This is a genomic window from Natribacillus halophilus, from assembly GCF_900100185.1.
GTDB classification, from domain to species: domain Bacteria; phylum Bacillota; class Bacilli; order Bacillales; family Marinococcaceae; genus Natribacillus; species Natribacillus halophilus.
Genome location: NZ_FNEN01000002.1, coordinates 27,538 through 47,426, shown reverse-complemented (window position 1 = coordinate 47,426; position 19,889 = coordinate 27,538). Strand labels below are relative to the sequence as shown.

Sequence of the window (19,889 nt, the reverse complement as noted above, 5' to 3'; positions counted from 1 at the left end):
TAAATAAGAGGAGATGATCAAATGAAGGTAGTAGTTGGAGCGGATCATGCGGGATTCCCATTAAAGGGGACGATTGTTGAACACTTGGAATCTATGGGGCATGAAGTATTAGATTATGGAACTTTTAGCGAAGAACCAGTCGACTTCCCAGTGATTACAAAGAAGGTATGTGATGAAGTTAAAAAAGATGAGGATGCCCGTGGCCTTATGATATGTGGAACAGGAGTGGGAGCTAGTATTGCAGCAAATAAAATAAAAGGTATAAGGGCAGCTTTATGTCATGATATATATTCAGCTCACCAGTGTGTTGAGCATGATAATGTTAATGTAATGGCAATAGGTGCACAAATTGTCGGCGATAAACTAGCTCAAGAACTTATTGATAGCTATTTACAGGCGAGATTCAGTACAGCATCTGAATTTCGTAGAAGAGTTCAGATGTTATCAGAGTTGGAGAACGAACAAAAGTAAACTGAGTAATTTAACGATGTGAGCTCCTCGGAGGAGTGAACACAATATTGAAAATATAATTGAACGTGGGATAGTAATAAATCTAATTCAAGGTTGTGTGTTGAGATGATCGCGAGATCGGATTCTTTTTACAGTTCTGATGGGTTCAAAACCTTTGTTAACTCCAGTGAAGCTATTTCAATAAGCTGTGCCGAACAATAAGTATATGGATAAGGGGGAGTCATAATTACATACCCCGTATAAGGAATTCTGCATAATGCTTGCATCATGGAGCGCAAATTGATATCCACATCAAGAGCTGAAACAAATTCTCCGGTGGATTGACGGTAGTTTTTTATGTGTATCGCAGCAATACGTTGAGTATTGCATTCACTTTGTACCACCCTTGCAATCTTTTGTACCACCAATTGCGGAGAGATTTACCACTTGTTGCGGAGTGGTACGTTCGGCGATTTTGGGGTGTTTTCGTTTAACGGGAATAAAATTATTACCAACTCTGGCGGGGTGCGTTCGTATCGAATGATTTGGAAGCGTTGGAGCGGGCGCGTTTTTTGGCGACCCAGGCACGGGAGCCGGCGCTTCATTATGAGCACAGCGAGGTTGGATACAATTATCGAATGAGTAATATCGTCGCCGGTGTGGGGCGCGACAGTTGGAAGTGTTCGATCAGCGTGTGGAGCAGCGCTGTTGTTGAGCTAGTTGGCTGGGGTTACTTTTATGCCCGAGCTTGAAGGGAGTAAGTCGAATAGGTGGTTGACGGCTTTGACGGTGGATCCCGAGAAGGCGGGCGTGAGTCAGTTGGATATCATTGAAGCGCTGAGTGCGGAGAATATTGAGGCGCGGCCCGTGTGGAAGCCGATGCATTTGCAGCCGTTGTTTGAGGGCGTTGAGTATTACCCGCATGAAGAGGGGCGTAGTGTGTAGGATGAGTTGTTTGGGTGTGGGCTGTGTTTGCCGTCGGGGTCGGGTATGAGTGAGGAGGAGATGGATAGGGTGATTGGGGTTGTTGATAGGGTGTTGAGATAATCGTTCCAATATTATTCGAAGCTTTTAATAGTAGCTAAATTTTTCGCCCAGTTAGTTGAGTATCTTTTTAACTCCGTGAATTTGATATAGCTCGATAATGTCTAGATAATGAATGATTTGTGCTATTGTTATTCACTCAACAATTTGGGGAGTTAGTTGAATAGTTGTCGTCGGGATTTTTTCAAATCATGATACTTGGAGGGGTTCGCTTTCATTATAATGAGGCATAATATATAATAAAAAAAGGATGGTGATCGGATATGGAGTTTATTACGAAAGAACATCTTTTTCATAAATGGGAAGAAAAACAAGTATTAAAACTGTCTGATCTTGTTCAAGCGATTGAGGAAGAGTTTAATGTGGCAGTTCAACTTGAAGGTGATGATGTCGGTGAATTAGATGTCCATGCTCTCGCCAATGATCCTGATGTGACTCGCCAAATACGAATGAGCCGAGAAGATCGGGAGAAAGGCCGTATCTATTCTGGTGAGGATGGGTTACATTTTTTGCGACAAGAAATAGAGGAATTTGAGTGTGAATCAGACGTATAATGTAAGGTGGTCAGCCAGAGGACTACGGGAGTTGGCGAGAATGGTTCCTTATACACCTGAAGTGAAGGAACGAATTTAAGTAGATGCTTTGGAGCGATTATCTTTCATGCCTACTTTAACAGCTAAAATTATTCCTTTTGGAGAATGGGAAGGGTATTGGACGAGGTTGGGATTGTATCAAGTGGTGTTCATCTATGAAGTAAATCAATAAAATCAGAAAATTTGGGTAGATGGCGTCAAGCATTAACGACAAAACTTATACTGGAAATAAAGTTTCAACAATTATCGAAAGAACCGATATTGGGAATTTTGAGAATTCCGGATGGCTGATAAAATGACATTTTCGGCTGATAAACCACACTGTGTTAAAATACTTACAACTATATCGTTAGAAGGAGTTCCCCCAATGCTAATCCAATGTACGCAAAAGCTCTTAAACGAAGTAAAGAGAAAACCGGCTACAGACGTGGAGCAGGAAGCACCTCTGTTTTCCTGGCATGCCAATGTGATCACGATCAAGCGGAAGATAGCTGTTGTTCTTGTCAACGACAACAATCGATATGCCGTCGTTTTATATGGGCTTAGGGCAAAGGATTTTCAAAAGCTGGACGAGCTGATTGTTCGCGCCATTCAGCAAACGTTCCGAGAAGAGGGGATGAAAGACGACGTCATTGAGCAATACTTGCATACGGCTGGAAGCATTATTTTTACTAAAACGAAGAACCGAAAAACGGTAGCGAGGTTGAACAAGGCCAGTGAGAACGTTCAAATTTTTGCTGATTTGCTGCATAATCATTCCTTGTATCAAACGGATGCAGGTATGCGCGTCAGCCGTCTTATGGTCACTGACGGTAACAGTGGCTATATTCATCCCAATAAGGAAATGTATCGGGACTTGCAAGCATTCGTTCAGGAGCCGGTCATTAGTTGTAAAGCGGCGCTGTTAAAGGTAACCCTTGAACTCGGAAATTTTGAAGTTTGGCGTAAAATCATCGTTCCCGTTCACATGACATTCGATCAATTGCACAGGGTGATACAAGAGGCTTTTTACTGGCAAAATAGCCATTTGCATGAATATTATATTTTTGCTTCCGACAAAGAAGGTCTCCAACCTATCGTAAATCTTGTTCCTGATGAAGAGTCTCTCGAGTTCGAAAGAGATATCCCAACGAAACTTGAATTTGGCATAAAGCTTTCCGAGTACCTCCCCGCGATGATGAAGTATCTCCATGACTTCGGGGATGATTGGGTGCATAAGATTGAAGTCGAAGAAATGATGGATGATTTCGATAAAAATTATCCGGTCTGTCTTGAAGCGTATGGCAACGCGCCGCCCGAGGATGTTGGCGGAGAAGGCGGTTATGAAGAGTTTTTGAACATTATGGCGGACGAACACCACCCTGATCACACGGAAATGTTAAGATGGGGGCGGTTTCAAGGGTATAAGGATGTGGATATAGAGAAAATTAATTGGTCGTTTAAAAACATGGTGTGAGGATGTTTGTTCTAACATTCCTCAAAATCCTCCCTAGGTAGCGAGTCACTTAACATTGTGATGACTCTTTGTAGTTCGTTCCTCTCTTATGTCTGTGGCCAGTTCCAGTATGTCTCAAGGTATCCAATCGGTGTTTATTTGATTACGAGACCGACACGCGGAATATGTCCCTCAGTGCTTGGCTGTGGCGATGTATAGGATGACCACGGACCCGATGAATGAATATAATATAAATAGTAATTGAACGAATTTTTTAATTTGACCAAGAGGCTTTTTAAACTGAATCGCACCGCACGGCAATAATGAATACATTTAAAAAAGAGTAGGTAGCGTATACCGGGGTGACTGATTCCTCGGTGATTAGCTCCGTAGCGGCAGCGATTTTGGCATTAAAGGATGTATTCAAAGTCAAAGGAGTTGTTTGAATGGATCACGGAAAAATTGAACAAATAGTCAAGCAGTATGCAGAGTTGGTGGCCGAGGAATTTTCGGTTGACATGGTTGTTTTGTTTGGCTCTTATGCGAATGGTACAGCTCGCACGGATAGTGATATCGACGTAGCGGTTATTGTGGATGAAATAGAAGGAGATTTTCTGGAGTCATCAGCAAGACTTTTTCATTTAACGTGGAACATTGATGTACGAATGGAGCCCATTATATTGGAAAAAAAAGATAAACGAAGTGGATTTTTAGAAGAAATTAAGAAAACAGGTCAAATTATTTACAAACGAGATCAAGCCCTCGCTTAAATGGTAGATCCCATACCAAACATAACGCGAGGGCTTTTTCATGATAGAAATGGTATGAAAACGTCGTTCGACACTCCAAAAGTGAGACTTGGTGCGGTTCTTGCTAGGAACATTATTTAGAAAAGGTGATCCCATGTACATTGAAGCTATCGTCCAAACACCGGAAGAAGCAATGAGAGCGGAACAGATAGGTATTGACAGGTTGGAGTTAGTATCGGGAATGAAAGAAGGTGGTCTCACGCCAAGTTATGGGACGATCAAGCATGTACTGCAAAGTGTATCGATCCCCGTGCAAATAATGATTCGACCGCATAGCTATCATTATGCATATAGTAATAGTGAGCTGGAAACGATGTACGAGGATATTCGAAATGTTGTTGAACTTGGAGGAAACGGGATTGTATTTGGCGCGTTAAACCAAGATAAAACGATTAATTTGGCAGCCTTAGATAACATTATCAACATATCTGATCACTTAGATATAACCGTCCATCGAGCATTTGATGAAGCCCCTTCTTTGGACGAAGCATATAAAATGTTATCCGCATTTAAAAACGTTCAACGTATTCTAACGTCCGGCGGTGAAGCAAATTGTGTGGTTGGAAAAGAAAAGTTGCAACAATTAGTAAAAGTAGCCGAGCAAACAGAAGGTCCGAAAATACTTCCAGGTGGGGGATTGACGGTAGATAATATGAAACTCGTAAAAAACACAGTTGGTGCCGATCAATACCATTTCGGCTCCGGTTTGCAAATAGACGGAGACTTCTCCAAAGGCTTTGATAACGAGAAGGTACAGTGGGTAAAGCGAATAGATGGTTAAATAAAACAATTAATGTGGTATATTTTTAGTAGATAGAGAATGACCATCCGAGCGCCTTTGACAAAATGCAAAATACTTTGGGGAGGCAAAATAAATGGCAAAAACGGTTGGTTCAAAACAAATATGGGAGCGCTTTCTTACCGATGAAACAGCGCCATTGCAAGAGGTAGGACTGTCTAATGACATTGTGATTTACAGCTCCTTTTAAATTTGGCGATGGAATGGCTTGTTTAAAGAAATGAAAATCCTGCAAATAAATAGCAAAAAATTCTTAACGTGATAATATAATCAGTGAATTAAGCCGGTGGTTTCACCATTTTTTTATATATTGATTTTTAACGCTTTAATTATTGGGGCGATATTTGTCGTTGCCAAGATCGGAAAATCACCGGTCTCGATTCAACAGGCGATCGCATCATATGGTTCAATGATGGTTATACCGCTTGCTATGCTAATTCTTTCATTAGTATTAGCCATGTTGAATGTTTTTTCTATGACCTTAAGTTTTCTGTTGCTGGCCTTTGCCGCCTTTAACGTTGCCATTCTATATACGGTGCATTTGTTCTTAAAAGATTCTAAAGGTGGTCTGGGTACATTTTATGGGGCGCTGATCGTTCTTGTTCTGATAGCGGTCATTTTCTATGTATTTGGGGAAAGCATCGCGACTTCATCTTTAAATCATTTGGATCCTATGGATATGATGTGAAATGGGCAAGAGGGGGAACCTGAAATAACAATATTAGACATAAAAGAAGGAGCCGCTGAGCAGCTCCTTTTTCATTTACCCAAGGCGTTGTCGAAAAAATGAAAACGGTTTCTTAAAAATGCAATGAATCATCATATGGTTTATAATGGAAATGATAATAAGAACGGAGGGACAGCAATGAACAACAAAAATAATCTAATCGATCTGGATAAGAAGCATTTTATTCATCCGACATCACCGATCAAGCAGCAGCAAGAGCAAGGCGCTAAAAGTGTAATCGCTGAAGGCGAGGGCATTTATTTAAAAGATGTTGATGGAAAGACATTTATTGATGCGATTTCTTCCCTTTGGAATGTGAATGTTGGACATGGGCGAAAAGAGCTCGCCTATGCTGCGCAAGAACAAATGTCAAAATTGGCATTTAGTTCTGCTTTTTCAACCTTTAGCCATGAACCAGCGATTCTTTTAGCCGAAAAAATTGCAGAAATCGCTCCCGATGATTTAAACGCAGTGTTTTTTACATCCGGAGGGTCGGAATCGAATGATTCCGCGTTCAAATTGGCGCATCACTATTGGAAATTAAAGGGGGAGCCGAAGCGGCATAAGTTTATTGCCCGTAAAAAAGCGTATCATGGGGTGGCTGCCGCTTCAACGAACGCTACAGGGATTTCGGAATTTAGGGAGATGGGCGGCCTGCATGTTTCCAACTTTGTGCACGTAGAAACACCCTATGAAATAAGTACAAGTGAGGCCGTTGCTTCGATTCGCGACATGATCGAGCGTGAAGGTCCAGAGACGATCGCCGCGTTTTTAGCCGAACCGGTTCAGGGGGCTGGCGGTGTGATTATCCCTCCCCGGGATTATTTTCAGGAAGTGCGCAAGCTTTGCGATGAATACGGGATTTTGTTCATCGCCGATGAAGTGATCACCGGATTCGGACGTACAGGCAAAATGTTTGGCCTGGAACATTGGCAAGTCACACCTGATATGATGACCTTTGCCAAAGGTGTCACAAGCGGTTATATACCGCTCGGAGGCGTCGTTGTGTCGGATAGCATTCATCAGGTACTAAAGGAACGCTCCACCGGTACGTTGTTTCATGGCTTCACATATAGCGGTCATCCAACTGCCGCGGCCGTCGCATTGAAAAATATCGAGATTATTGAAAATGAACAGCTCGTCCAAAATTCACAGGCTATGTGTAAAGTATTGCTCAAAGGATTCCAAAAAATCAAAGAAGACATTGATATTGTGGGTGATGTACGCACACTCGGACTTCTCGGCGCGGTTGAAATTGTCAAAAATCCAGAAACAAACGAACGTTTTTCATCTGAAGTCAATGCAGCGCCAAAAGTGATCGATGCCCTTCATGAACGTGGGGTCATCTGTCGTTCTGTCACATTTGGCGGTACAGACATCATTTGCTTCGCTCCACCGCTTACCATTAATGAAGCGCAGGTGAACGATATTGTTGAAAGATTACATGATGCGATTACCGAAGTAAGGGAGGCGATATTAGTTTAGTCTCCAATACTCATGAAAGGGGAAGAAGCATATGCAATCAGAAAATACACAACTGAAAAAAGTGTTAAATCGCACGGACGCGCTTGTTTTAGCATTTGGCGCCATGATCGGTTGGGGGTGGGTCGTCCTTGCCGGTGGATGGGTGCTGGACGCCGGCGCCATTGGCGCCATGATCGCATTCTGTATCGGTGGTATTCTAGTTGTTTTCGTGGGACTGACTTATTCGGAATTGGCCGCGGCGATACCGAAAGTGGGTGGTGAACTTTCCTACACATTACGGGGAATTGGGCCGAAAAGTTCATTTATTGCTTCGTGGGCGATTGTGCTCGGTTATGTATCGGTCGTTGCTTTTGAAGCCGTAGCCCTGCCCAATGTGTTGGAATTCATGTTCCCAAATTATACAGTAGGTTATATGTATACGGTTACCGGTTATGACGTCTATTTCACATGGGTCCTCGTCGGTATGGCAGGTTCTATTTTCGTGGCTTTCATTAATTACATTGGCGTAAAATTTGCTTCTTTTGTTCAGTTGTTATTGACACTCATGATTATGATCGTCGGACTGATGTTGATATTCGGCTCTGCCGCGAGCGGAAGTCTAGCTAACGCGGAACCATTGTTGACAGGCGGTACTGCCGGTATTTTGGCCGTTGTCATTGCCACACCATTTATGTTCGTCGGTTTTGACGTTATACCACAGGCAGCAGGGGAAATGAATATAAAACCACGATCAATTGGGAGAGTTTTGATCGTTTCTGTACTTTGTGCCGTTATCTTTTATCTAGGCGTCATTTACGCCGTTGGATTTGGACTTGATCCGGCGGGCACAGAGGCATCGGTCCTGCCTACGGCGGATGCGATGGCGGCTTTGTATGGTTCTGATCTGTTTGGAAATATTCTCGTTCTCGGCGGGATTGCGGGGATCATGACGAGTTGGAACGCTTTCATTATTGGTGGTAGTCGCATTATGTTTGCCATGGCCAATACGAAGATGCTTCCGGCTTGGTTTGGCAAGGTGCACCCGAAGTATAAGACACCGTCCAATGCGATTTTGTTTATTGGGATTCTTTCAACGATCAGTCCACTTTTTGGTTTGCCCATGTTGGATTGGCTTGTTGAGGCCGGCGGGCTTACGATCGTCCTTGCCTTTTTCATGGTGGCTGTTAGTTTTCTCATGTTGCGAAAATCGGAGCCGGAGATGTCTCGTCCTTTTAAAGCAGCCAGATCGCCGATCATTGGCTGGATCGCCCTGGTGCTCAGCATTTTCTTTATCATTCAGTATCTTCCCGGTATGCCGGCCGGATTGGGTGGGCCTGAATGGATAATGTTTGGCGGCTGGTGGATTCTAGGCATTTACTTCTTGATCACACGATACAATCAATTTAAACATTTGACCTATAAAGATACAGAAGACGCCAAAGATGAGGAAGAAAAGTTGGGGTAGCTGTAGTTTAAAATTAGCCTTTTTCTCCTAAAATTCTTTTACACTTCAAAGATGACATCATTCCTAGTATAATAGTTTTTAAATAGAACGAGATTCTCAGGGGTAGCGTTCACCTGTCAACCTTCGTGTCTGTGGCCGTTCGTTGCTGACGGACAGAAGGGAGGTGCTCCTCCATTTCTGTTGCTTTGCGTGGCTGTGTCTACGCTTGTGTATATAATCGCATCAAATTCCGACAGAAAGAAAAAGTAGCTACCCTCTGAGAGCCTAGCCTCTGGGTAACTACTTCCGCTTTAATCGTGAACGGTTATCTCTGATGGATAGCGTTCTATTGGGAGACCGTCGGTCAAACAGCACCACGGTCTCTTTTAAGTGCATGCTTCCTTAAATTAAATATACAACAAATACTTATCTCATTGCAAACAAACCAACCAACGATAACGAATGAGTAAATTAGCCGATATAGAGCGTTCCGTAAAAACCGGTCAGGGGGTTTTCAATTCGCTACTCAACCTCCACGATCACATTCACAACGGACGCGTCATAACCTTCAAGTCTTAATGGTGCTGAAAAAGCCGACTTCAATGTCTTGCCAATGAGCGGTTCAGGGTTGATATCTTCATAGATTAACATCGTGGGTTCGCTGTATTTTTCATGATTAAGAAAAGCATGATGTACAAAAAAGCTGTTATTCGGTGCATCGTTCAGGTTTTCGATGCTTAATGTATCAATGGCGACGGCTTTGCAATTTGGAAGTTTTGTTCGGATATATTCGGCAGCATCAGGGGATACAGCCGGAAAATCACCGGCGTATTTGTCAAAGTTATCGCGCCTGTATTTCCAGTAACCTGTATTGAAAAATAAAATGTCTGCTTCTTTTAATTCATCGCCATAAGCCTCCAAATCCTTAATTTCAATAAATTCGTTAGGTCCTCGTTCAACATTAATGAGTAATGGTCTTTGATAGATAAAGTCCTCTATTGGGATGTCGTCAATGCCTTTCCCGTTTGGCATATGATGCCACGGTGCATCAACGTGAGTACCGGCATGAAGGTAAATGCTAAGTACACTTCCATTCCAGGAATCTCCTTTTTCCAACCGTTCATTCGGTTCCAGTTTCACTTGCGGCAGTGCCGGGTGCACAGGCATGCCTTCATAAATGGGGTAACCGATTTCAACATATTTTGCCATCATTAGTCTCCTTTCTCTTCTTTGTAAGCTACATGGCTGATAAACAACTAAATTGAATCTTCCCGGTTCACTCCATAGAGAATCCAGGGAGAGGGAAGCGTAAAAGGATGGTCTTCCGGCAGGAGATTAACTTCTTCCCGTGTTAGATCGGTCCATATGTAGGTTTCTTCCCCAGTTTGTTCTTTCAATGCGCGGTATGCCGCGGACACGGTTTCCCATAAGCCGTTCTGTGACCATAGATCGCTCCATGGGTAGACGACGTGCAAGTAATGATATTTTTTCTGATCGGTCTTTGCAATGAAGAATCGAGTCTGGTCGTGATTTTCATAAAAAGACCAGTTTTGTAAATGTTCGTCTGTAAATAACGCTTCAGACGCGGGAAAGGGATAATAACATTCCAAAGGGAAAACCGCCGAAGATTGGATATAGGTCTTCTCTACCCATTCTCGCTTCCTTTTTAAATCATGGATCGGTTGCCAGGGCTCACTGTCCGATTCTAACGACGTCACATTGCTGGTTGTGGCATTAAACAATGTGGCCTGGGAAGGTAAATTGAGCTTATCAAGAACGCGCCGCGCAGGGGTATTATGTTCTTGTGTGTTCGCCCCTACCCACTGGATGTGCGGATGCTCTAATGCTTTGTCGATCACGAAAGTCATTAGCTTTGTGGAAAGGTTTTGTCCCTGAATGGATCGGTCACTCCGGAGCCTTCCCAGCATGGCATAACGGTTGGCAAAAACCGTATAGCCGCCTGTACTTACGAGCTGATCGTCGACAAATAACCCATAAAGTCGATGGTTCCCGGTGACTAAGCGATCAAATATGGCGAGGATGTAATCATCTTCGATACCTGTATCCATTTTTTCAAATCGTGGTAAATCTTCAAGGTGTAATTGCCGAATCAAAAGGTTCACTCCCTATTTTCCCTCTCTATGTTGATTGTAAAGGTTCAGAATGCCAATCACAACAAAAGGAGCTGATCGGCCAAGGTAAAGTCAAAGTAAAACGATTTTTAAGGGAAATAAAAATCGCCTTTCTAAGACGAGCCCGAGGAAGGATCACATCGCCCTCTCGGATTGGTTCGATCCCCGTCGTTCGAGGGATGATAACGTGGTTCTTGGTCCCTCTCGGAGCGGGATACCCTGCTTTTGGGGTATAACAACACGCTTCTTGTCCCTCTCGGAGTGAGATACCCTGCTTTTGAGGTATGGCAACGCGCTTCTTGTCCCTCTCGGAGCGAGATACCCTGCTTTTGGGGTATAACAACGCGCTTCTTGTCCCTCTCGGAGTGAGATACCCTGCCTTTGGGGTATAACAACACGCTTCTGGTCCCTCTCGGAGTGAGATACCCTGCCTTTGGGGTATAACAACACGCTTCTTGTCCCTCTCGGAGTGAGATACCCTGCCTTTGGGGTATAACAACGCGCTTCTTGTCCTTCTCGAGTGAGATACCCTGCTTTTGGGGTATAACAACGCGCTTCTTGTCCCTCTCGGAGCGAGATACCCTGCTTTTGGGGTATAACAACACGATTCAAGTGTCATAAAGATCGGAGCGATCTCCGTTCCCTCGGATATCCGCGAATATATTTGGACTTTGACGGAACCGTGGCTGATCGGCAGCTCCTTTTAGCCATTTACCATCCGAATGACCTGATAAATTGGTGTTTTCCACTGATAAATCGTACTATCCGACTGATAAACGCAGGGGTGACCTCACGCGGTGTGCTCGGCTATCCTCCATCCCTCGAGAACATCGCCAATTCGACAACGATGTCATCTTCGATGTCTTCAGGAGCGTCACCGATGAAGTTGTTCAAAATAATGGAAAAGATGAGCTCTTCACCATCCTGAGTTGTTACATAACCGGAAAGGGATGTTATTGATGTGAGTGTTCCTGTTTTTGCATGTACATTTTCCTCGGCTTCCGTATCTTCCATCCGATCACTTAGTGTGCCGCCTACCAAATCATCTTCAACACCGGCGATCGGAAGCGATTCGTACAGAATATCATACCAATCTTCACCCTGAATGTGTTCAAGAAGCGCGGTCATTTCATGTGGAGGGATATAATTTAAATGCGACATTCCCGATCCGTCCCGAAGCTGTATGGCATCTATATTCAGTCCGGCATCGCTTAAGTAATCCTCCACAATATCGAGTCCTTCATCCCAGCTTCCTTTATCTTCGACTACGCGTGCCATTGTCTTCGTCATGGTTTCGGCATGACCATTATTGCTGAGTTTCATGTAGGGGGTGAATAATTCTTCCAGGGGCATGGATTCGCGAACAACCAATGGATCGGCCTCTTCAGGCGTCTCTCCTAGTTTCAGATCCCCTTGGATTTGAATGCCTTCTTCTTTCAAAGCTGAATGGAAAAGGTGTTGTGCGAATTCCGTAGGTTCCCATACACTGATCCATGTACGTTCAGTATCGTCATCCACAGGAATATCTCCTTCAACGACAATGTCATTGGTTCCATGCTCCCTCTCGATAGAGATGTTCTCGCTCGAGTCTTCTGCTGTCGTTTCTACATCATCATCAATGGTGACGTAGTCTGTTTCGGGAGTCACAGAGACTTCAGCTTCATCACCAGGAGAATCTCCCGGCTCAACTTCAACAATAACTGTTCCGGCATCGAAGTCCTCATCAGGGGAAGCCGTCAATGCCGAAGTTTGTGCACCAAAACCACAACTTTCATCCCCGAAAGCAAGATCCGGTGGAAGCCTTTCATCGTCAAAAAATGTATCGTCGGCCACCACATCTCCATGAACCACGTTGATGCCTTGCGCGGAAACTTCCCGCGCAAAATCTTCATAGTCTTCGGCAAGCATGGTCGGGTCGCCTTCACCTTTCAAATAAAGATCCCCATGCAACGCGGCCCCCGTTTGTTCGCCATTGGCATATACACCGGTTTCAAACGTATAATCGGAGCCTAATGTATCGAGCGCTGCAGCCCCCACGAGAACCTTTTGGCCGGAAGCAGGCGTCAGGCTCGTGTGCGCTTCATGAGAAAAAAGTTCCTCCCCGGTTTCCGCCGAGCGTACATGCACACCGGAAATAGCATGCTCTAAACGTTCATCATCGAGTATGTCACGCAAATTATTTTCCAATTCCTGTTCCGCATTTAATTCCGATTTCGGATTCCCCGCAATGGCAAAAACGAGACCCATTAATAATACTTTTTTGATCATATCAATCCTTTCTCCCAAATTGCCGGTACTGTCGGTCGGCCAGCTACGTGTATCCTTCCTTTCCCTAAAACAATTATACTTTTCAATCTTACCAAACAAATCAATTGATCAAACGCACCGAATGTGGTATTTTAAAAATGATAATTCTCATCAATATAGTTTGAATTAAGGGAGGCGTCAAGCATGAGTAACGTACCGTTGATTGTCAGTACGGAATGGTTGGCAGAGCGGTTGGATGATCCCAAATTACGGTTAATAGATGCGACAACATTTTTAAAGCCGCCTGAGGGTGGTAGGTATTATAATGTCTGGTCCGGCCAGGAAGCGTATGATGAGGGGCATATTCCCGGGGCTGTTTATGCCGATTTATTAAACAATCTCTCTGATCCGGATTCCGAATTTACTTTCACTGTCCCTTCAAGAGAAAGGTTTACCAAAAAAATGAGTGAATTGGGTGTCGGTGACGACGACACCTATGTCGTTGTATATGACCAGGGAAATGCGATCGTAGGCGCATCGGTTATTGCATCCGATTGGGCATCACGGCTAGCCTGGCAATTGCAGTATGAAGGGTATGACAATGTTGCCGTGCTGGATGGCGGCTTCGTGAAATGGCGGGAAGATGGGCGCCCTGTTTCAACGGAACCGGGCTCGTATCCTAAAGCGACATTCAAAGGCGAACGTCGCCCCGAATTATTGGCAACAAAAGAGGATGTCAAGGATGCTTTAGACGATGAAAATGTCATACTTCTTAACAGCCTGTCAGAAGCTGACTTTAACGGCGAAACAGACACTTATGCCCGCAGCGGACACATTCCGGGCAGCGTCAATGTTTTCTTTGGCAACCTCTCTGACCCTGAAACGAAAGAGCTTCACAATGAAGAACAATTACGTGATACATTTGAGCAAGTAGGCGCCCTCGATGAAAATAAAAAAGTCATCACGTATTGCGGAAGCGGCATCGCCGCAACCTGGAACGCCCTGATTTTAAACAAGTTAGGACAACAAAACGTTTCAATGTACGACGGCTCGCTGACCGAGTGGACCGCCGATCCCTCACTCCCGTTGGATACGGTGAAAAAAGACAAATAAAACGTACAAAGGACGTCAGAGGGACTAACTCCGGCGTCCTTTTTTGTTTTATCCACTTTTTAATTGGACGCCGTAATACCACCATCAATGATAAATTCCGAGCCGGTTGAGTAGCTGGATTCATCGGATGCCAGGAATAAAATCATATTGGACACTTCTTCTGATACTCCGTTTCTTTTTAATGGGACGCTCTCTGCCATTTGGGCAACGAGATCTTTTGCGCCTTCAACTTCAATCATCGGTGTTTGAATAATGCCTGGATGGACGGAGTTAACCCGGATGCCATGCTCGGCAAATTCCAACGCGGCGTCCTTCGTGATGCCTCGAACGGCAAACTTGGAAGAGGTATAGGCTGAATTACCCGCCGCACCCCGAAGGCCATTAATGGAAGAGACATTGATGATCGAGGCTTTGTCTGTCTTTTTCATAGATGGAAGGGCTGTTTTCATGCCCAGAAATACGGAGACCTGGTTGATGTCCACCACTTTACGATATTCTTCTTCAGAAAGGTCTGCAATGCTCTTGGTCAAAACAACGCCGGCGTTGTTGACGAGGATATTTACCGGGCCGAAAGTTGCTTCTGTTTCCTCAACGACTCGCTGCCAGTCATCTGCATTCGTCACGTCATGTTTGATGAATTTAGCATTTTCCCCTAGTGTTTTTGCCAGGGCTTCTCCTTCTTCTACTAAAATATCTGAGAAAACGACTTTAGCCCCTTCCTCTACGAATTTAGTAACATGAGAGGCACCCTGCCCACGAGAACCACCTGTGATAATAGCAATTTTGTTATCTAATCTACCCATTGCCAACACTCCTTTATGATTATAGTATACTATTATTATAGACCTAAATTTTTAAAAAGTAAACGATTTCAATTATATGTGAAGCCACAAAGATATGTTTCAAAATTTAGTAAAATGGTAATTCATTGGAAAAAGGAGCTGATTTTTTATGAACTCATCGATCAAAGAGGTGCTGGAAAGTAGGGGGATTGCCGTAAAGGACGAGCATTTGCCCATGTTGCAATCTCGTTGGCAAGCGATCGCTCATTGTTCCCGTGAATCGATATACAGAAAAATTAACAGGTGATATGACAGATATAACCATCGGTGTAAATGAAGATTATTTCTTTAAAAATGTGGATTCGGACGTAGAGGCATCGGTTCGAAAGGCGATTCAATCGCTTGTTGACCAAGGCGCAAACGTAGAAACGGTGGACATCCCCGCGCTTCAATATGCTGAATATGCAGAATTGATCACTATTTTGACAGAGGCAGCCACCATTCACCACGAAAATTTAGTGAGACGGCCGGATGACTTCGGCGATGACATACGTCTCTTGTTTGAGTTGGGAGAATTACCGTCAGGCGTAGACTATCTGCAAGCGCAACAATTACGGAGGCAACTTAAACAAGACTTCCAAAAAGCCTATGAAAAAGTCGACGTCCTCATCACCCCGACCCTCCCGATCGTTGCCCCTGACATCGGTGAAAGCTACGCCGATTTAAACGGAGAGCAAGTTGATTTAGTCAACAATATCATTCGCTTTACGGGACCGGGAAATTTGACAGGTTTTCCATCGCTTTCCATGCCATGTGGATTTAAAGGAGAAATGCCCATCGGCATGCAGATGATGGGTGAAGCGTTTGATGAAGAGACGGTCTTGAAAGTCGGCTACGCCATAGAACAAACGAATCCTCTAAAGGGTAAAAAACCGGTGCTTGCGCGATAAATAAAACGAGCGGCACAGAGCGATGTGCCGCTGTTTATATATATGATAGAATGGGATCATAGTGAGGAGTGATCCCATTGGCGAAAATCGGACGCAATAGCCCTTGTCCTTGTGGCAGTGGTGAAAAATACAAGCATTGCTGTCTGGAAAAAGAAGACAATGTCGTTAGTATGACACCAAGAACGAGACAAGAACTGGAAAAATTGGATGATCAATTGGGAGATTTTAGTTTCGAATACAGGGAACGATATCTCGAACTTTATTTTGATTATGCTGACGCACATGATTTTGACCCTGAAATTGAAGGAGATTATTTCACGTTATTTATCGTTTGGGCAACCTTTAATGCGCCACTTGTGGATGGGAAAACGATTTTTGAGATATTTATGGATAAACATGGCAGATCGTTACGGCCGCAGACGAAATCGGTTATCGAAGAGTGGATCACGGTGCCCGGCATGTATGAAATTGTTGAACATGTCGACGAAGATCAATTTACCGTTGAATCAATGGATACCGGTGAACGTGATGTCATTGCTTTCAAAGATGAAGAGTGGTTGCTGGATGTTGGCGATGGCATAATCGGAATCCTTGTTCCTTTTGGTAACAACGAAAAACAATTTCTTTTATCTTTTGACGTATTTGATTTGGAACAAATGAAGATGGTGTTTAGGCAATACGAGGGTGCTTTCAGTCAGGCAATGAAAAACGAATTCCCGATGGTTTTGTATAAGGTGTTCATGGACGAGGAAGATCCATATGAATTGATCGACGCTTATGAGTGGCCGTCGAAAGGACAACGAGCGGTTCCTGAATACTTATGTGAAATGAATGATGATATATGGGAGGATGAAAGCCTCAATTTCGCTACACGACAATGGCATAAATTCTGTGAGGATGAGGATCCCGTTGTAAGAAAGGTAGCGGTATTTGCTGCAGCTTTGGAATATCTTGTGATGATGATGGAAGGTGATGGCCCTACCCAAAAGGAGACGGCAGAAAAATATGGCGTCTCGTCTGCCAGTGTCTCTAAGCGGTATCAAGAGATGGACTATATCATGTTCGATTTATTCGATGAGATGATTGATGAATTTGGACCGGGTTCACCTGATGTCGAAGACCCGTCCATGTTGGCTGAACAGCAATTGAAAGAGTTACAAAAGCTCATCCAAAATGAAAACTTTTCATCGCAGGAAGAAGTAGAACAATTTTTAAACGAGCTTAGTCAGTCCGGGAAACCACTCGCTCCCCAATCAAACACAAAAAAAGAACAGGCAGAAAATCTTATTTTTGAAGCACATCAAACGGCAGACAGTCGTCAAAGGATCAAACTCGCCGAGGAAGCATTGCAGCTTCATCCGAACAGCCCCGATGCCTTTGCCATTTTGGCCGAAGAAGCAAACACGTTGGAAGAAAAGAATGATCTCTATTTTGAAGGCATGATCCAGGGCGAAGCAGCGTTTGGACCGAGTTTCTTTGAAAATAATCGCGGATATTTTTGGGGTTTGATTGAGACACGTCCATACATGCGTGCCAAACAAGGATATGCCGAGACTTGCGCGCAAATGGGAGACCCCGATCTCGCCATGGAGCAATATCGCGAACTGCTCGATTTAAACCCGATGGATAACCAGGGCATCCGTTATTTATTAATTGACGCATTGATGAAGACCGGAGAATATCGAGAAGCAGCGGCACTGATAGACGATTATGACGAACCGTCGGCAAACATGGCTTACAATCGTGTTTATGCCGAATATAAATCGAATGGCTGGACGAGAAAAACAGAGCAGTTGCTGAACACAGCCATTAACGAAAATCCCCATGTTCCGGAGTATTTGCTCGGGGAAAGAAAAATCCCGGCTGAAGCCCCGGCATTTATCGGAATGGGAGATGAAAATGAAGCGATTGATTATGTACAGGCGCATATGATGCTATGGCAAAGAGAACGCCCATTGATGCGAAAACTTGCGGAATACAAATAGACCCAGACAAAGGCCTCGCCGAGAGTTCGGCGGGGCCTAATGGTTGATAATTTTTACCGTTGTTGCACCAAAGCACCTTTTAAATTAATCCTTCATATTTCTGTTTGCCATATAAAAAGCGCAATAAAATCACTTCTTGTTTCACTTCATTCACTAAGTAAAGTCCTATATAATTGTTCACAATTAGCTTGCGGTAACCTTTATTTCGTAACGTTTTATCTTCGACGTAGCTACATGAAAATGGGAAATGTTGTAATCTCATAATTTCAGTTTCAATTTTATGCATTAGATCGCTGGCAGCCGGTTGGTTGTGCAGGCAAGACGAGATATAGTTATAAATCTCATCCTCATCCAAGTCTGTTCTAGCTATAGGTGTTACTTTTACAGTAAAAATATCAGAATTCATATTTTTCTCTCAACTCTTCAAATAACTTTTCGGCGAGTTGTAAATTTTCATCGTCATCTAGCTGTTCTTCCGCTTTTGCTATTTTCTCATACAGTTCTAACTTTCTCATCTTTTTTTCATAGGCTTCGATGCTCATGACAACTAAGTCACCGTAACCGTTCTTGGTAATATAAACAGGCTCTCCACTGCTATGGCAAAGGTCTGAAATTTCTTGCGTATTCCTTAGATCTTTTATCGGTCTAATATGGTCCATACGACCACCTCTACATTTTGATGCCTTAATTAAAACATAATTATGTCATAAATACAAATGTGACTCGAATTTTATCCAGCGGAAAATCTATTTTTTCATATTCTTCCCGGGGAGTCTTAAAATAATTCCCGGGGACGATCATGCCCCCGGGAATACTAACAATCATGTCACCGAAGCTCGATAAATAGACTCGGCTGCTTTTTGAAGAGTGTCATTAAATTCGTCTTCGGTTTGCTTGACGTTTAAATCCTGGGTAAGTGCCCGGGAGAAGCTGGCGATGAGTTGCTGATTGTCTTTTAGCTTTTCATTCGCCTCGTCCGTGGAATAGCCGCCGGAAAGGGCGACGACGCGAACCACATTGGGATGATCGATCAATTCTTTATAAGTGTCGGCAACGGTTGGAATCGTCAGTTTTAACATGACGAGTTCGTCGTCACCCAGGTTGTCGAGGTGGCTGCGGATTTCCGCCTTCAACAACTCCTCGCATTTTTCTTTTTCGGGGCTGTTAATATCCACTTCCGGTTCGATAATCGGAACGAGACCTGCTTCAATAATCTTTTTGCCAATGTCGAATTGCTGATCCACGACGGCTTTGATACCTTCCGGATTGGCTTCCTTGATGACGGAGCGCATCTTCGTCCCGAAAATATTCCGTTCATTCGCGCGTTGGAGTGTTTTATCCAAATCAGGGATCGGCTTCATAAGCTGTACACCGTTGGCTTCTTCGTCCAGTCCTTTATCCACTTTTAGGAAAGGGACGACTCCTTTCTTTTCCGCCAAATAATCGGCCGAGTACATGCCTTCGATTTCACGGTCCATCGTTTGTTCAAAGAGAATGGCACCGATGATTTGATCGGAAGTAAAAGCCGGAGAAGTGATCATCCGTGTCCGCATCTCGTGGACCAAATCAAACATTTCATCATTGTTGGTATACTCATCTTCGGAAATGCCGTATAGAGCAAGGGCCTTTGGCGTGCTGCCACCACTTTGATCCATAGCGGCGATAAATCCATTGTTGTTTTTCATTTGTTCCAATTGACTCTGTTGCATGACTGCCACCCCTTTATAGTATAGAGTCTTGTTTAGGTTGAGCGAAGATAATTTCCTTTTCTATTGTATCATTTCTGGAAGGAAGGTTGTAGTCTGGGATAGAGGTTGAACCAGATAAATACATATTTTATTGTTTCATCTCTCGGAGGATCAGCCCCGAGAGGTATCAGAGGAGCGAAGTGATCCCTCAGAAGCCAATGGATCAG

At 43.8% G+C, this 19,889-nt stretch carries 19 protein-coding genes and 1 pseudogene; 13 read left to right on the top strand and 7 right to left on the bottom strand.

All coding sequences use genetic code 11. The annotated features are described in order from the left end of the window. Positions 1-21: 21 nt before the first annotated feature. The 9 genes and pseudogenes from rpiB (at position 22) to BLS58_RS02395 (ending at position 8,786) form a co-directional block, all read left to right on the top strand. On the top strand, positions 22-471 hold the full coding sequence (gene rpiB, locus BLS58_RS02430; protein WP_090395984.1) for a ribose 5-phosphate isomerase B: 450 nt from the start codon (positions 22-24) through the stop codon (positions 469-471). Positions 472-882: 411 nt separating this feature from the next. Continuing rightward, positions 883-1,497 (top strand): annotated as a pseudogene (locus tag BLS58_RS17165) (DegT/DnrJ/EryC1/StrS family aminotransferase); the annotation flags it as partial. 260 nt (positions 1,498-1,757) lie between these two features. After that, complete coding sequence (locus BLS58_RS02425; protein ID WP_090395983.1) at positions 1,758-2,048, top strand: hypothetical protein; 291 nt, start codon at positions 1,758-1,760, stop codon at positions 2,046-2,048. A gap of 406 nt (positions 2,049-2,454) precedes the next feature. Further along, positions 2,455-3,543, top strand: a complete 1,089-nt coding sequence (locus BLS58_RS02420; protein ID WP_090395982.1) for a plasmid pRiA4b ORF-3 family protein — start codon at positions 2,455-2,457, stop codon at positions 3,541-3,543. A 425-nt stretch (positions 3,544-3,968) separates the two neighbouring features. After that, a complete protein-coding gene (locus tag BLS58_RS02415) occupies positions 3,969-4,292 on the top strand; it encodes a nucleotidyltransferase domain-containing protein (RefSeq protein WP_090395981.1) in 324 nt (107 codons plus the stop codon). A 133-nt stretch (positions 4,293-4,425) separates the two neighbouring features. Further along, complete coding sequence (locus tag BLS58_RS02410; RefSeq protein WP_090395980.1) at positions 4,426-5,112, top strand: copper homeostasis protein CutC; 687 nt, start codon at positions 4,426-4,428, stop codon at positions 5,110-5,112. Positions 5,113-5,416: 304 nt separating this feature from the next. Then, positions 5,417-5,818: a hypothetical protein gene (locus tag BLS58_RS02405; protein WP_143018853.1), complete on the top strand. Its 402-nt coding sequence runs from the start codon at positions 5,417-5,419 to the stop codon at positions 5,816-5,818. A 177-nt stretch (positions 5,819-5,995) separates the two neighbouring features. After that, positions 5,996-7,342 (top strand): aminotransferase family protein, encoded by a 1,347-nt coding sequence (locus BLS58_RS02400; RefSeq protein ID WP_090395978.1) that lies wholly within the window; start codon positions 5,996-5,998, stop codon positions 7,340-7,342. A 31-nt stretch (positions 7,343-7,373) separates the two neighbouring features. Continuing rightward, positions 7,374-8,786, top strand: coding sequence for an APC family permease (locus BLS58_RS02395; protein WP_090395977.1), 1,413 nt, complete (start codon positions 7,374-7,376; stop codon positions 8,784-8,786). Positions 8,787-9,287: 501 nt separating this feature from the next. Here the strand turns inward: BLS58_RS02395 and BLS58_RS02390 are convergent. From BLS58_RS02390 to dacB, 3 genes are all read right to left on the bottom strand, one after another. Then, positions 9,288-9,974 (bottom strand): cyclase family protein, encoded by a 687-nt coding sequence (locus tag BLS58_RS02390; protein ID WP_090395976.1) that lies wholly within the window; start codon positions 9,972-9,974, stop codon positions 9,288-9,290. A gap of 47 nt (positions 9,975-10,021) precedes the next feature. Further along, positions 10,022-10,888, bottom strand: coding sequence for a GNAT family N-acetyltransferase (locus BLS58_RS02385; RefSeq protein WP_090395975.1), 867 nt, complete (start codon positions 10,886-10,888; stop codon positions 10,022-10,024). 816 nt (positions 10,889-11,704) lie between these two features. Next, a complete protein-coding gene (dacB, locus tag BLS58_RS02380; RefSeq protein WP_245723031.1) occupies positions 11,705-13,165 on the bottom strand; it encodes a D-alanyl-D-alanine carboxypeptidase/D-alanyl-D-alanine endopeptidase in 1,461 nt (486 codons plus the stop codon). A gap of 183 nt (positions 13,166-13,348) precedes the next feature. On the opposite strand from dacB, the gene BLS58_RS02375 reads away from it, so the two are divergent. Continuing rightward, complete coding sequence (locus BLS58_RS02375; protein ID WP_090395973.1) at positions 13,349-14,257, top strand: sulfurtransferase; 909 nt, start codon at positions 13,349-13,351, stop codon at positions 14,255-14,257. Positions 14,258-14,316: 59 nt separating this feature from the next. Here the strand turns inward: BLS58_RS02375 and BLS58_RS02370 are convergent, their stop codons facing one another. Continuing rightward, positions 14,317-15,060: a glucose 1-dehydrogenase gene (locus tag BLS58_RS02370; protein WP_090395972.1), complete on the bottom strand. Its 744-nt coding sequence runs from the start codon at positions 15,058-15,060 to the stop codon at positions 14,317-14,319. Between the two features lie 148 nt (positions 15,061-15,208). Between BLS58_RS02370 and BLS58_RS17790 the strand changes: the two genes are divergently transcribed. From BLS58_RS17790 to BLS58_RS02360, 3 genes are all read left to right on the top strand, one after another. Further along, on the top strand, positions 15,209-15,346 hold the full coding sequence (locus BLS58_RS17790; protein ID WP_218126128.1) for a hypothetical protein: 138 nt from the start codon (positions 15,209-15,211) through the stop codon (positions 15,344-15,346). Position 15,347: 1 nt separating this feature from the next. After that, positions 15,348-15,989 carry an amidase gene (locus BLS58_RS02365; protein ID WP_090395971.1) on the top strand — a complete coding sequence of 214 codons (642 nt, stop codon included), beginning with the start codon at positions 15,348-15,350 and terminating at the stop codon, positions 15,987-15,989. A 77-nt stretch (positions 15,990-16,066) separates the two neighbouring features. Beyond that, positions 16,067-17,974, top strand: a complete 1,908-nt coding sequence (locus BLS58_RS02360; RefSeq protein ID WP_143018852.1) for an SEC-C metal-binding domain-containing protein — start codon at positions 16,067-16,069, stop codon at positions 17,972-17,974. A 79-nt stretch (positions 17,975-18,053) separates the two neighbouring features. On the opposite strand, the gene BLS58_RS02355 is transcribed toward BLS58_RS02360, so the two are convergent. From BLS58_RS02355 to BLS58_RS02345, 3 genes are all read right to left on the bottom strand, one after another. Beyond that, on the bottom strand, positions 18,054-18,380 hold the full coding sequence (locus BLS58_RS02355; RefSeq protein WP_090395969.1) for a type II toxin-antitoxin system RelE/ParE family toxin: 327 nt from the start codon (positions 18,378-18,380) through the stop codon (positions 18,054-18,056). Further along, entirely contained in the window at positions 18,370-18,633 is a 264-nt protein-coding gene (locus BLS58_RS02350) for a type II toxin-antitoxin system prevent-host-death family antitoxin (protein WP_090395968.1), read from the bottom strand. The genes BLS58_RS02355 and BLS58_RS02350 overlap by 11 nt, the downstream gene beginning before the upstream one ends. Positions 18,634-18,795: 162 nt before the next feature. After that, positions 18,796-19,683: a fructose bisphosphate aldolase gene (locus BLS58_RS02345; protein ID WP_090395967.1), complete on the bottom strand. Its 888-nt coding sequence runs from the start codon at positions 19,681-19,683 to the stop codon at positions 18,796-18,798. Positions 19,684-19,889: the final 206 nt, after the last annotated feature.

Coding starts and splice junctions, on each gene's coding strand:
- BLS58_RS02375 (WP_090395973.1), top strand. CDS start 13,349: ATGAGTAACGTACCGTTGATTGTCAGTACGGAATGGTTGGCAGAGCGG.
- BLS58_RS02350 (WP_090395968.1), bottom strand. CDS start 18,633: ATGGACCATATTAGACCGATAAAAGATCTAAGGAATACGCAAGAAATT.
- BLS58_RS02410 (WP_090395980.1), top strand. CDS start 4,426: ATGTACATTGAAGCTATCGTCCAAACACCGGAAGAAGCAATGAGAGCG.
- BLS58_RS02415 (WP_090395981.1), top strand. CDS start 3,969: ATGGATCACGGAAAAATTGAACAAATAGTCAAGCAGTATGCAGAGTTG.
- dacB (WP_245723031.1), bottom strand. CDS start 13,165: ATGATCAAAAAAGTATTATTAATGGGTCTCGTTTTTGCCATTGCGGGG.
- BLS58_RS02355 (WP_090395969.1), bottom strand. CDS start 18,380: ATGAATTCTGATATTTTTACTGTAAAAGTAACACCTATAGCTAGAACA.
- BLS58_RS02425 (WP_090395983.1), top strand. CDS start 1,758: ATGGAGTTTATTACGAAAGAACATCTTTTTCATAAATGGGAAGAAAAA.
- BLS58_RS02370 (WP_090395972.1), bottom strand. CDS start 15,060: ATGGGTAGATTAGATAACAAAATTGCTATTATCACAGGTGGTTCTCGT.
- BLS58_RS02365 (WP_090395971.1), top strand. CDS start 15,348: ATGACAGATATAACCATCGGTGTAAATGAAGATTATTTCTTTAAAAAT.
- BLS58_RS17790 (WP_218126128.1), top strand. CDS start 15,209: ATGAACTCATCGATCAAAGAGGTGCTGGAAAGTAGGGGGATTGCCGTA.
- rpiB (WP_090395984.1), top strand. CDS start 22: ATGAAGGTAGTAGTTGGAGCGGATCATGCGGGATTCCCATTAAAGGGG.
- BLS58_RS02390 (WP_090395976.1), bottom strand. CDS start 9,974: ATGGCAAAATATGTTGAAATCGGTTACCCCATTTATGAAGGCATGCCT.
- BLS58_RS02395 (WP_090395977.1), top strand. CDS start 7,374: ATGCAATCAGAAAATACACAACTGAAAAAAGTGTTAAATCGCACGGAC.
- BLS58_RS02400 (WP_090395978.1), top strand. CDS start 5,996: ATGAACAACAAAAATAATCTAATCGATCTGGATAAGAAGCATTTTATT.
- BLS58_RS02420 (WP_090395982.1), top strand. CDS start 2,455: ATGCTAATCCAATGTACGCAAAAGCTCTTAAACGAAGTAAAGAGAAAA.
- BLS58_RS02345 (WP_090395967.1), bottom strand. CDS start 19,683: ATGCAACAGAGTCAATTGGAACAAATGAAAAACAACAATGGATTTATC.